Origin of the sequence: Methanosarcina sp. UBA289, from assembly GCA_002496565.1 — an archaeon.
Lineage (GTDB): Archaea > Halobacteriota > Methanosarcinia > Methanosarcinales > Methanosarcinaceae > Methanosarcina.
The window spans coordinates 183,476-195,575 of record DAKJ01000009.1; the positions used below are offsets into that span (position 1 = coordinate 183,476).

Genomic DNA, 12,100 nt, shown 5'->3' on the forward strand with positions numbered 1-12,100 from the left:
GCGTTCCACCGTATATAATTTTTTAGTTTAGTTTGTTTCATGTCTGACTGACCAGAACCCATCCCTTTCTTAGGAGGATACGTATCACTGCTGTGTATTCTGTGCCATGCTCACATAGGCGTGCACGGCAGCAGTGATGGCCGCAACTTTTTTGTCTTTTGCTTCAAGAGCCGAAGCAAGAGTAGCCCCCTTTTCAGCGTCTGCTTTGACAACCTCTTCAACCGATTCCAGAATCTTATGGTCTTCAATGAAAGCCGTTGTAAGATCACCCTTGCGGAAGGCAGGGTTGCGCATCACCGCTTTATGGAAGGGTATATTTGTCTTAACTCCAACGACGACATATTCATAGAGAGCTCTTTCCATCCTGGCAATTGCTACATCTCTTGTTTTTGCCCAGACACAGAGTTTTGAAATCATTGAATCGTAATAAGGAGAAATCGTATAGCCTGTATGTACTCCACTGTCCACTCTAACTCCAGGCCCACCTGCAGACCGGTATCCTCGAATCTTTCCGGGAGAAGGAGCAAAATCATTTAACGGATCTTCCGCGTTGATCCTGCACTCAATAGAATGCCCGTCGATAACGATATCTTCCTGTTTAAACTCAAGCTTCTCTCCCCAGGCTATCCTGAGCTGCTCCCTTACAATATCAATACCGGTGACCATCTCAGTTATCCCATGCTCAACCTGCAAGCGAGTATTGACCTCAAGGAAGTAGAAGTTGCCCTTTGAATAAAGAAACTCCACAGTACCGGCATTTACGTAACCAATTGTCTTTGCTACCCTGATTGCGGCTTCTCCCATCTGTGCCCTGAGTTCAGGGGTCATGATAGGGGAAGGAGCTTCCTCAATAAGCTTCTGATGTCTCCTCTGGATGGAGCATTCCCTATCCGAGAGGTAAATTGTGTTTCCATATCCGTCTGCAAGAATCTGGATCTCTATATGCCTGGGTTCCTCGACATATTTTTCAATGAAAACCGAAGAATCCCCAAAAGCCGAGCCAGCCATTTGCCTAGTAGAACTGAGTGCAGTGGAGAGTTCGTCCCTGGAATGGACTACTTTCATCCCGATTCCGCCGCCTCCTGCAGAGGCTTTAATCAAAACAGGATAACCGATTTCTTCTGCAATTTTTACTGCCTCGTCCACATCCTCAACCGCATCTTTCGTCCCTGGCACAACAGGTACGCCAGCCTTCATCATAAGGTTTCTGGCCCTGATTTTACTTCCCATCTCGGCAATTACATGGCTGGGGGGACCTATGAAAACAATTCCTTCTTCCTCACAGCGCTTTGCAAAGACAGGGTTTTCGGAGAGAAAACCATAGCCCGGATGAATTGCTTCTGCTCCTGTGTTTTTTGCAACTGCAAGGATAGCCTCCATATTCAGATAGCTCTGGCTGGAAGGAGCCGGACCTATTAGATAGGCCTCATCTGCATATTTGGCGAAAAGAGCATTTTTATCGGCTTCCGAACAGACAGCAACCGTTGAAATTCCAAGCTCCCGACATGCACGCATAACCCTGATTGCAATTTCACCACGATTTGCAACGAGTACTTTTTTGAACATAATCCTTCCACCTCGTTACATTTATTCGATTGACATAATTATGTCGCCAGGGGATACAGTGTCCCCTTCAGAAACGAAAATCTCTCTTACAATGCCTGAGTGGGGAGCATGAACAGCATTTTCCATTTTCATAGCTTCGATGACAGCAACTGTATCGCCCTCTGAAACAATGTCTTCGACCTTGACCTTAAGAGAGAGAACCATACCCTGCATTGAGATGCTCACAGCTCCTTTAACAGACTCTGCATTCGGCTTTTTGGAAGAAGCTTCAGATACGGAAATTCCTCCCCCAAGAGGCTCAATTCTAACCTCGTAGATCTCGTCATCCACTTCGACCTTGAAATGAGTTGGGACTGTGTGCTCCTGCTGAACTGCAGGGACAGGGGCAACTATTGCGAGACTTTCTTCTTCCATTTCTCCTTTCAGGAACTTGGGGGCGATAGCTGGATAGAGAATATAGGTAAGAATATCTTCTTCAGATTTAGCAATGCCCATTTCCTCGGCTTCTTTTTTCCTTTTTTCATATTCAGGTTTAAGTAAATCGGCAGGGCGGCAGTGAATAGGTTCTTCGTCTCCGATTACCTTGCCTATTATTTCCGGGCTTATGGGAGCAGGAGGACGACCGTAAAGGCCGCGCACGTAATCCTTTACTTCTTTAGGTATAACTTTATAACGTTCGCCCATAAGCACATTAAGAACCGCCTGGGTGCCCACAATCTGGCTTGTTGGAGTTACAAGAGGAGGATATCCAAGTTCCTCTCTAACCCTGGGCATTTCATAAAGTACAGCATCGTACTTGTCGAGAGCGTTTTGTTCCTTTAGCTGAGAGACGAGGTTAGAAAGCATTCCTCCTGGAATCTGGTAGATAAGCACGTTAGTATCGATCTGTTCGGAAATAGGGTCAAGTATGCCCCGGTATTTCTCTTTAAGAGTTTTGAAATACTTAACGACTTCTTCAAAAGCATTCAGATCCAGACCGGTATCGTAAGGGGTGCCTTTAAGGGCGGCTACGACTGTTTCAGTTGGAGGCTGAGAAGTTCCCCAGGCCAAGGGAGAAAGTGCAGTGTCAAGAATATCGACTCCTGAGCCACAGGCTGCCATATAGCTCATAGGAGCCATTCCGGAGGTACAGTGGCAGTGTAGAGAAATCGGAATGGAAATCTCTTTTTTCATGGCACTGATTATCTGGGTGGCGTCGTTTGGTGAAAGGAGACCTGCCATATCTTTGATACAGATGGAATCGCACTCTAGTTCTTCAAGCTGTTTTGCAAGTTCAACATATTTATCAACAGTATGCACTGGACTTATGGTATAGCAGACCGTACCCTGTACGTGAGCACCAAGCCCTCTTGCCACTTTGATAGAGAATTCCATGTTCCGGACATCATTGACCGCATCAAAAATCCGGAAAATGTCAATTCCATTCTGATAAGACTTAGTAATGAATTTCTCTACCACGTCATCCGAATAATGCCTGTACCCTACGAGATTCTGGCCCCTGAGCAGCATCTGAGCGTCGGTGTTATGCATTTCTTTTTTAATGTCCCTCAGGCGCTGCCAAGGATCTTCATTTAGATAGCGGATACAGCTGTCAAAGGTGGCGCCTCCCCACATTTCGAGGGAGAAATACCCGATCTGGTCCAGTTGTTCAACCACTTCGAGCATGTCTCTTGTTCGCATTCTGGTTGCCAAGAGAGACTGATGTGCATCCCGGAGGATGGTTTCGGTAATTTTTACACTCATGGATGAACCTCTTAAAAACGAATCAAAATAACCGGTTTTACTATTCTTGATAGTAGACTTTGAATTTTTTTCGAGGGTTTCATTGAGATTCCGGAATTTTCCGGGTTAAGATTTTGATCCGTTTGAGTAAAGTGAATAAATCCTCAGATTGTGATTTTGGTACAATTTCATGTGGTTTTACCGGAAAAGGGGGTTTTTCGGTTAAGTTTAGCCTACTTTCCGTAACCACAACCAGAGGAAAATCAATTTTAGAGATACAAACGCAGTACTAGAAAGGCCTGCGCTGATAAGAATTCTTTAATATAGTATTGTTAACAAGTATATACTTTTCGGCCGTTAACATTAAAGAAAACGGTTTTTAGAAAAAGTTCAAAACTCGTAACTATTCCCTTCATTGAGATAAGGGACCTCTATTGGTTTTATGAATAAATTGTAATCCTAATTTAAGAATATTTTGCAGCGTTAAAATAAAAACCAGAAATATAAATTTCTTAGAATTTGTAGCCTGCAAGTTAAGCTTTTTGTTTTCTTCCTACAAAAAACCACTGATCGTAAGTTCCCTCAGAATCGGTATTATCTACAACCTCACCTTCAACTCCTACCCTGAGAAGGGCCCTGGCAAGAATTTCAATCTCAGGCTTGCTGCTAACAGTAAAAAGTATGAGAGCGCCCTCATTTGCGACCGCAACCGCTTCTCTAATAATATTTATCCACAATTCTTTATTGAACTCATAAACAAGCCCTAGCATAAATCCTATCACGGCATCAAAGCTTCCTGGCTCGAAATATATGGAAAGAGCAGTTGCATCCATTACAACCGTTCGTTGAGGGTTCAAAACTCCCTGTTCAAGCCCCTGGCAGACTGTACATTTGTTAATTTCTACAGCCAGCGGGTTAAGCCCTAGTCTGTAAAGGGCAAGTGTGGACATCCCGTTTCCACAGCAGACTTCAAGTATCCTGCCTTTAGGATAAAAATCTTTTTTTTGAAGAAGATCGAAAATTTCTGCCACCTTTTTCACACGATTTTCAGAAAAAACGCTCCCATAAGACTCGGGTCTGACAGTGCAACCCTGACAGAGATTCCGATTTACAAGCATAATCGAATAGTACTCATTAACGGCGTCTCGCCAGCTTTCCGAAGAAACCTCAACATCTCTTTCAGGGAGATTAAAAGTAAGGAGAGAATCTGTAAGAACCTCAAAATCTTTTTTTGAGCAAGCTTCCGCAAGAGCTCCTGTAAAAACTGACCAGAAATCTACAGGAACTTCTTCATCTGCTGCATTGAAAAGCAACAACCCAAGTGTATGTTCTCCTTCCCGAACTCTAAGGAGCCTCATCCGGCGCTCCTCTGCATACCTCTGGACGCCTTTAAGATAGTCAAGAGTACGCTCAATAGTTCTCTGGGATAGATAATTATCCTCTATAAAATAGACCTCTTCATTAATGCCAAGGAGTTCCTGTAAAAGCATATCTGTTTAGATTCAGATAATATCATATCAAGATTTCGAAAAATAGATCTACACCTGACTCACTTCAGTGCCAATAACCGCTCCATGCCCAATAATCGAAAAAAAACTAGTGCCTACCAAAAAACTTACTTAACTGTTATAACTACGTGAACAAAATGGACAGCGTACTCCCCAGATGAGACTCGCGCAGTGAGAAAAGCAGCACACTAGAGAGTTACATATCGTTAGCGCATTTTGAACCGAAACTCCGAGGCGGGACTGGATTAGATTGGATCGGTCTACAGAGCCGCAACTATGCCGGAAAGCGCCCAGTGGAATTAAGATTATGTCACAACTTACTGAATGTTTACTATTCCCTGTACTCCCGAAATGGATACGGAAGCCCGAAGAGGAACTCAGGGTTAAATAAAAAACAAATGAGAAGCTCTGGAAAGTAAAATAAAGGAGAAAAAAGCTATTAAAAGCGAGAAAGAAAGTAAAAACCCCAATACAAGCAAAGTTATTTATAGAATCTGATTACAAAATCAGGGGTTATAAGCATATATATTAACAAATAAAGAAGATTGGAGGATAATATGGCAAAAGTAATACCATTCGCACCAATTGAGCGTTTAATAAGGACCGCAGGTGCTCATAGAGTTAGTGAGAGTGCGGGAATGGCCCTTACGGAAATTCTGGAAGAATACGGACTTGAGATCTCAAGAGAAGCAATAAAACTTGCAGAACACGCGGGCAGGAAAACTGTAAAAGCTGAAGATATAAAATTAGCAAAAGAGATGCTGTAAATTATACCGGATATAATTATACCGGACATCCCTTGAATGCTATTTAACAGTGTATCTTGCTTAAGGGATAAAACAAAAAATAAAATGCTGATACTCAGCATTTTCCTATTTTTTAGAAAAGATAAGTTATGCAGTTGCGGTTTCCAGAATTACTACGGTTAGGGATTCCACAGGGCAAATCTTTGAGCAGGCTCCACAGCGGATACATAGTTCTTCATTGATAGTTGCTACTCCGTTCAGGATCCGCATCGCCAGTTCAGTGGTATCTGGATCAAAATTATCACTCTTAATCAGTTTTGCATTTACAGGGCAAACAGAAGCACATATTCCGCACCCAATGCATTTTTTGGACTGAACTATTTTTTTGTTTTTCTTATCTGCCTTTGCCATTAAAAGTCACCTCAAAATATCCAGAGAACTGCCAAACAACGGAGTAAACTACAAGAAGTTGTAAAAGCAGGAGCTGGGTGTAAATATAGTTGAAAATTTATATTTGATTTGTTGATATATATTTGGCATTTTTAAAATATATGAAGGTTTCGAAATAAACTTTTTCAAAAAATTGCTTGCTCGCAAGCCTTTTGAGAAAAGGCTTGATCGAAAACTCCTAGCAGAGCGGGCAATGATCAACCGACAAAATGTGGTTTGGTCAAAGGTAAATTATACTCCCAGGACTAGATCAGCGAGACCTATGCCTGTTACAGTAACGGCAGTTACTACAATTCCTGCTATCATCACCCCTGCAACAATTGCAGGCAGCGCATGCTTGAACTTGACCCCAAAAACAAATGCCGCTGCACAGCCAGACCAAGCCCCTGTAGCCGGCAGAGGTATGGCTACGAAGATCGTCAGTGCAAGGAGTCCGTATTTTTCAAAAGTCTCGGTATTGTTCCGGCGAGTCCTTGAGAAGAGCCAGGTGAAAAAATTGTCAAAGATCGAATAGCGTCTAAGATAATCCGAGACCGGCTCAAGGAAGAGCAGAAGAGGGATTACAGGAAGAAGGTTTCCAATTACTGAGAAGAAAAAAGCCTCGAAGGGCCCCATTCCATAAATACCCATTGCAACAGGAATTGCCCCTCTCAGTTCGGAAACGGGTATGGCTCCTATAATCAAAACTGCAAGCCAGTGGGGAACAGACCCCAACATTTCTACTAATGCTATTTCAACAGACATGGTAATCAGGATTTATTAATTCTGTAGGCTTCATTTTATAAAAGAAGGCCGAATTCAAGCCCCTTCAATCTCTTTAGAGAGATTGGGTATGAGAAGCTTTATTGCGATTCATTAAAAATTTAATCGGAATTGGAAAGCGCAAAATGCGCGAGTAAAGCTTCTAGCTGGATCTTTTCAGTAGCTCCTTCAGTGAGCCTGAAATCGATCTCACCTATTATGTCTACAAGTTCGACAATGCGCTTTTCAGAGAGCCCGAGATCCAAAATCATCCGGTTATCCATTTCGGAGATTGACCTGTAAATCTGTCCAATTATATCTTCCCCAGAAAGGCCCTCCTCATAGAGCAACCTGTTAAGTTCCTTCCGAGCAGCCCTGAAATTTCCACGCAGGGCAGTTTCAATCAAGTTTCTGATATCTTCCGGATTTGCAGTTGCAGTAGTCCTATAAATGGTTTCCCTGGATATAGGTTTTTCCGGCTCAACAAAAGCAGCAGCCTGGAGAGAATTCACGGCTTTTCTCATATCACCCTGGGCTACGTATATAAGAGCTTCATATCCGTCTTCAGTAACGGTCAAGTCCTGAGCTTTAGCTATGTATTTAAGGCGTTTCCTGATAGCCTCATCAGAAAGACGCCTGAACCTGAAGACTGCACAGCGAGACTGGATAGGCTCAATAATCCTGGAAGAGTAATTACAGGATAGAATAAACCGACAGTTACTGCTGAAACGCTCCATTGTCCGCCGGAGTGCAGATTGAGCATCTGAAGTCAGTGCATCAGCTTCATCCAGGAAGATAATCTTGAACTCCGCCCCTCCCATAGGAACAGTTTTTGCGAAGTTTTTGATTTTTGTCCGGACAACGTCAATCCCTCTTTCATCCGATGCATTGAGTTCTATAAAGTTTTCACGCCAGAGATCTTCCCCGAAAATCTCTCTTGCAATCGAGACTGCAGAGGCTGTTTTTCCGACCCCGGGTGGTCCTGAAAACAGGAGGTGGGGGAGATTTTTTGTCGCTACATAAGACTTCAGCCTTTCGATTGCTTCTTCCTGCCCTGTAACCTGGTCCAGCCGGACAGGCCTGTATTTTTCAATCCAGATCTCTTCTTTAATCGTAGAGTCCTCCATTAATGCTTGCACTTTATTTAGAGAAGATGATATTTAAACTTTTGAATATTTGTGATTATTAAATACTTGTGATTCTTACTAGATATCGATTTTTATTTCAAAGAACATATATTCAGAGAAATTGCATGCTTCGTCTGAAGTAAATAGAAAACAAAGCATAAAAGAATAACATAGCTTAAAAATTATACATATTATGATTAAAAATAGTACGGAAAATTTGGAAATTAAAAGTTATTCAACTACACTTTCAAAGAATAAGTAAATTGGATGTCAATGAAATACATAAATAATTTTCTTATACAATTAATTAAAATCATTCATATTAGATAGTCTGGAATTGAGAATAAAAGAATTAACCAAAACTATCAAAGAAATGGCTCTGACACTTAAATATTCAAAGTAGGTATCACGACAGAACACACTGCACAGAAGAAAGATCTACTAAGGAAGAAAAAAGAGAAGAAAGATCTAACACAGAAAAATTAATCCATGTAGACAGTATGCAGAGTTTCATAGATCGGTCCTTTCGGGGTCAGTGTGCTTTTCTTTAAAAGCACTTTATTTACCCACATAGTACCAATTTCTATATCCTTTAACTCTTTTACTATGTTTATGAATGAGTTTTTCTGCTCCTTCTTGAGGAATTTCACTCTGGCAAGAGTAGCATGAGCAGTAAATTCCCGGTCATCTTTTTCGAATTTGAAAGGTTCTAGTAAATTCTCTACATTGTCGTGTAACGCCCTGAAATTTCCGGTTGCCCCCAGCCAGAGGACTCTGGGATTCGAAGGTTTGGGGAAAACTCCAAGTCCCCCTACTTTTGCTTCGAAAGGCTCGCATGTGATAGAATCGAGAGCTGCGGAAATTGCAGAAACTCGTGATTCTTCCACGTTCCCCAGGAACTTCAAAGTTATGTGAACGAGCTCAGGATCAACAAACTTCAGATCAAAACCAGAGAATCTTTCCTGAAGCTCTCGAATCTTCTCAGTAAAACCGGGGTTTAATTCCACTGCAATAAATGTCCTGATCAAAACATTCACCAATCTTAATTGAAAAACGTAACAGAAAAATCTTCCTGTTAACTTTTCTCTGAAAAATTGAGTTTAGATCCCGTATTTGAAGGAATTGTAAACCCTCATGGAGACTTTGTAAAAAAAGAATAAAGGAAAAGAGTACAAAAAAGTAGAAAGGAAATAAGTGAAATCGAAGTAGTTAGAGGGCAATTATAATATATAAGAGATAGGTACTGAGTGGTAAATAAGCTTAAGTATTTATAAAGTAGACCTTAATGTTAACCTAAAGTAAACTATTCCAATCCAGAAAAAACGCTAAATTAAAAAATAATAACCGTAATTTAAGAAAATAATGTTAGCTCAAAAAATAATATTAACTTTAAAGATAAAAAAGTGGAGCCACAAATCGGTTGCTGCAAAAAGAAAAAGCGGTGGATCACATGGATAGAGCACGTATAATTGCAGAAACGGCAGCCCGTATTTCCAGAGAACTTAATGCTGCCGCAATTATGGTTTCCGGAGAGGTGAGTTTTGAAGGGATCGAAACTGGGGGAATTCCGGTATATTACATTTCCATGCGCCCGAAAAGCATAATAGACCATCTGGTCTCCACTGGAAAGGATGGAAAAAACCCTTTAAAAGAGCTAGGTGACCAGATAAACCGCGAAGCTTCAGGAAATTCTGACCACCTTCAGCAGGCTGCCGCCATAGAATACGTGCTTGGAGAGCAGGAAGGCGGGGTTATTGTAGGCGTAGTAGAAACCCGCGGCTCCAGTTCGATTATTGTACATAACCTCGATGAAAATCCCTTTGTAAAAGCGATGAAGGAATGCCAGGAGAGGATAAAGCCAGAAGTGATAAGCGCAATTATGAAAATCTCTTTTGATATTGTGCTGACAGGCAGGGAAGGCAAGAAAATAGGAGCAGCCTTCATTATAGGTGATTCCGAAGAGGTTCTGAAACGCTCTCACCAGCTAATACTGAATCCTTATGCAGGCCACGATGAGACTTACCGGACTATCCTTGACAAGAAAAACTGGGAATCCATAAAGGAATTTTCCCAGCTTGACGGAGTTTTTGTGGTAGATGAAAACGGCATTATTCATGCCGCAGGTCGCTACCTTGACGTTGATGCGAAAAACATAGATATCGAGAAAGGACTGGGAGGCAGGCATGTTTCGGCAGCCGCAATCAGCAGAGATACGGTTGCAATCGCAGTTACGGTATCCGAGTCTGGCGGGATTCTAAGGGTCTATAAAGACGCGAAAGAAATAATCTGCATGGAATGCCTGAAGCCGGCAGTAAGATATATCTAATTCTGAGGAGAAGAGACTTTTTCCTCAGATAATTTCTAATTACATGCCTTTTTAAATTGCAGACTTTCTGAGAGCAGATACTTTCCAATAGGATGTGTAAAGAATAAGGTCAGCACATAGACTCATAAATGAAGAGAAATAGATTCATAGTCATATTAAGAAATAAAGAAAGTGGGGATTCCTAAATATGTGGGGAAATAAAGAAAATGGGGAAATTTCATGAGAAGACAACTTTTATACATTCCTTTTAGCCTTACATTTCTTCTTCTTCTGATCCTTATTGTGATTTTCGGGCTTAGTTTTCTCTTTTTCGGAGTAGTTATTTCCGCTTTTACGAAAATTGGCTTCTCTATAGGAGATGCACTCATTATCTTGTTACTGTCTCTCCTAGGAAGCGGCATAAATATCCCTCTGGCAACCCTCAAATCCGATACCCCGGTAGTTAGAGATACTTATGTTCGTGTTTTTGGCGTACCTTACAGGGTTCCGTTCCGGCGTGTGATAAGAAATGAAACGACAATTGCTGTGAACGTAGGAGGAGCGGTTATTCCAGTTCTGATTTCAGCTTACCTTCTTATAAAGTTCCCTTCTTCTCTCCTGCTTGCAGGAGCCGGCATCTTAATAGTTGCAGTTATAACTCATTCCGTAGCAAAGCCGATTCGTGGGATAGGTGTCGCAACCCCGGCCCTTGTCCCGCCTCTTGCAGCTGCCCTTACTGCGATTTTATTGACGTCAATAATTCATATTCCGGACTGCCCGGTTGACCAGTGCCGTGTTGTCACAGCCTATGCAGGAGGAGTGCTCGGAACCCTTATTGGAGCCGATCTTCTGAACTTAGGAAAAATTAAGAACCTTGGAGCTCCGGTTGCAAGCATAGGAGGGGCAGGAACCTTTGATGGAATCTTTTTGAGCGGATTTATTGCGCTTCTCTTGATCTAACAAGGAATTAGTTAACAGAGGCCAAGAGCAGTCACAAGGTTAAAAATGTGAAGAAAATGGGCTGAAAAAGAAAAGGGAAGAGAAAAAGGAAGAGAAGAAGAGGCAAATTTAAAGAGATCACTCTCTTTTAATCTAATTTTCAGGATATTTCTCTTAATCCCTCCTTTTTAGAAAAGATTGACAAAGAACTATTCCGAAAGCTCCTGCAAGCATTTCGAAACCAGAAGCTTTCGCAGAAGCTTCTATTCCGGTTTTTTCTTCAGGAAGACTACTATTATCTTCAGGAAGACTACTGTTAATATTTTTGAAATCACCAGCCTTACTCTGAAGGAGAGGAGCGGAGAGTACAGACTCATTCGAGACATTTTCAGGATTATTGGTACCTGAAGCAATTTTATCCTCTACAGTAACGTCGGTTGCTGGATAGAGAACATAGCCTTCTGGAGAAGTGCTTCCCTTTCCTTCATCTGAGGTCTGGAAGTACCAGGAATCTGTAAAGTAGGTCTTTTTATCTTTGTCAAGATTCAAAGTGATAGAATTTGGATTCTTAAGGACGATTTCGTTCTCAGAAGCTTTCTTTACCTCAAAACCCTGATATTTATCTCCATTTTCGATGAGCACGATTTTATCTTTATCTATGAGCCAGGTATACTTGAAAACTGCAAAGGAATCTGCAGCACTTGAGAATACAGTATCTACGTAAGTGATAAAGTAAGGCTGGTCTTTCTTATCTCCGAGATCCGCAGTTGCAGTAAAGGTTTTATCATTAACCGTACCGTTTGTATTCACAATCCCGGATTCGAGTTCTTCCCCGTTTTTACATAAAGAGAACCAGACCTTCTCCCCTTCAACATCAGCCTGATTAACTACCAGAGAATAATTACTCCCGAGATCCCAGGATTCTCCTACCTTTAATGTTTTTTTCTCGTCGGAAGTCTGAGAAACTACAAGGTTTGCAAGCCGGGTGGAATCGTT

The 12,100-nt window shown here is 41.7% G+C and carries 11 protein-coding genes; 3 read left to right on the forward strand and 8 right to left on the reverse strand.

The annotated features are described in order from the left end of the window. Positions 1-84 precede the first annotated feature (84 nt). The 3 genes from BP549_RS03645 to BP549_RS03655 form a co-directional block, all read right to left on the reverse strand. On the reverse strand, positions 85-1,566 hold the full coding sequence (locus BP549_RS03645) for an acetyl-CoA carboxylase biotin carboxylase subunit (RefSeq protein ID WP_292378194.1): 1,482 nt from the start codon (positions 1,564-1,566) through the stop codon (positions 85-87). 21 nt (positions 1,567-1,587) lie between these two features. Further along, positions 1,588-3,309, reverse strand: a complete 1,722-nt coding sequence (oadA, locus tag BP549_RS03650; protein WP_292378196.1) for a sodium-extruding oxaloacetate decarboxylase subunit alpha — start codon at positions 3,307-3,309, stop codon at positions 1,588-1,590. Between the two features lie 512 nt (positions 3,310-3,821). Beyond that, positions 3,822-4,778 carry a class I SAM-dependent methyltransferase gene (locus BP549_RS03655; protein ID WP_292378197.1) on the reverse strand — a complete coding sequence of 319 codons (957 nt, stop codon included), beginning with the start codon at positions 4,776-4,778 and terminating at the stop codon, positions 3,822-3,824. A 575-nt stretch (positions 4,779-5,353) separates the two neighbouring features. Between BP549_RS03655 and BP549_RS03660 the strand changes: the two genes are divergently transcribed. Next, complete coding sequence (locus BP549_RS03660; protein ID WP_011306577.1) at positions 5,354-5,563, forward strand: histone family protein; 210 nt, start codon at positions 5,354-5,356, stop codon at positions 5,561-5,563. A 126-nt stretch (positions 5,564-5,689) separates the two neighbouring features. Here the strand turns inward: BP549_RS03660 and BP549_RS03665 are convergent, their stop codons facing one another. From BP549_RS03665 to thpR, 4 genes are all read right to left on the reverse strand, one after another. Next, positions 5,690-5,953 (reverse strand): 4Fe-4S binding protein, encoded by a 264-nt coding sequence (locus tag BP549_RS03665; RefSeq protein ID WP_292378199.1) that lies wholly within the window; start codon positions 5,951-5,953, stop codon positions 5,690-5,692. 270 nt (positions 5,954-6,223) lie between these two features. After that, entirely contained in the window at positions 6,224-6,736 is a 513-nt protein-coding gene (locus BP549_RS03670; protein WP_292371937.1) for a COG2426 family protein, read from the reverse strand. A 119-nt stretch (positions 6,737-6,855) separates the two neighbouring features. Continuing rightward, on the reverse strand, positions 6,856-7,860 hold the full coding sequence (locus tag BP549_RS03675) for a replication factor C small subunit (RefSeq protein ID WP_292378222.1): 1,005 nt from the start codon (positions 7,858-7,860) through the stop codon (positions 6,856-6,858). 482 nt (positions 7,861-8,342) lie between these two features. Then, positions 8,343-8,888: an RNA 2',3'-cyclic phosphodiesterase gene (gene thpR / locus BP549_RS03680; RefSeq protein WP_292371939.1), complete on the reverse strand. Its 546-nt coding sequence runs from the start codon at positions 8,886-8,888 to the stop codon at positions 8,343-8,345. 422 nt (positions 8,889-9,310) lie between these two features. On the opposite strand from thpR, the gene BP549_RS03685 reads away from it, so the two are divergent. Further along, positions 9,311-10,186, forward strand: coding sequence for a DNA integrity scanning protein DisA nucleotide-binding domain protein (locus BP549_RS03685; protein ID WP_292371941.1), 876 nt, complete (start codon positions 9,311-9,313; stop codon positions 10,184-10,186). Positions 10,187-10,405: 219 nt separating this feature from the next. Next, positions 10,406-11,125, forward strand: coding sequence for a DUF1614 domain-containing protein (locus BP549_RS03690; protein ID WP_292371943.1), 720 nt, complete (start codon positions 10,406-10,408; stop codon positions 11,123-11,125). 153 nt (positions 11,126-11,278) lie between these two features. Here BP549_RS03690 and BP549_RS03695 read toward each other — a convergent pair. Then, positions 11,279-12,100 (reverse strand): S-layer protein domain-containing protein (locus BP549_RS03695; protein ID WP_292378203.1); only part of this gene is annotated, 822 nt, incomplete at its 5' end.

Excerpts from the sequence above, each read along its gene's own strand:
- BP549_RS03645 (WP_292378194.1), bottom strand. The coding sequence starts at position 1,566 with ATGTTCAAAAAAGTACTCGTTGCAAATCGTGGTGAAATTGCAATCAGG.
- oadA (WP_292378196.1), bottom strand. The coding sequence starts at position 3,309 with ATGAGTGTAAAAATTACCGAAACCATCCTCCGGGATGCACATCAGTCT.
- BP549_RS03655 (WP_292378197.1), bottom strand. The coding sequence starts at position 4,778 with ATGCTTTTACAGGAACTCCTTGGCATTAATGAAGAGGTCTATTTTATA.
- BP549_RS03660 (WP_011306577.1), top strand. The coding sequence starts at position 5,354 with ATGGCAAAAGTAATACCATTCGCACCAATTGAGCGTTTAATAAGGACC.
- BP549_RS03665 (WP_292378199.1), bottom strand. The coding sequence starts at position 5,953 with ATGGCAAAGGCAGATAAGAAAAACAAAAAAATAGTTCAGTCCAAAAAA.
- BP549_RS03670 (WP_292371937.1), bottom strand. The coding sequence starts at position 6,736 with ATGTCTGTTGAAATAGCATTAGTAGAAATGTTGGGGTCTGTTCCCCAC.
- BP549_RS03675 (WP_292378222.1), bottom strand. The coding sequence starts at position 7,860 with ATGGAGGACTCTACGATTAAAGAAGAGATCTGGATTGAAAAATACAGG.
- BP549_RS03685 (WP_292371941.1), top strand. The coding sequence starts at position 9,311 with ATGGATAGAGCACGTATAATTGCAGAAACGGCAGCCCGTATTTCCAGA.
- BP549_RS03690 (WP_292371943.1), top strand. The coding sequence starts at position 10,406 with ATGAGAAGACAACTTTTATACATTCCTTTTAGCCTTACATTTCTTCTT.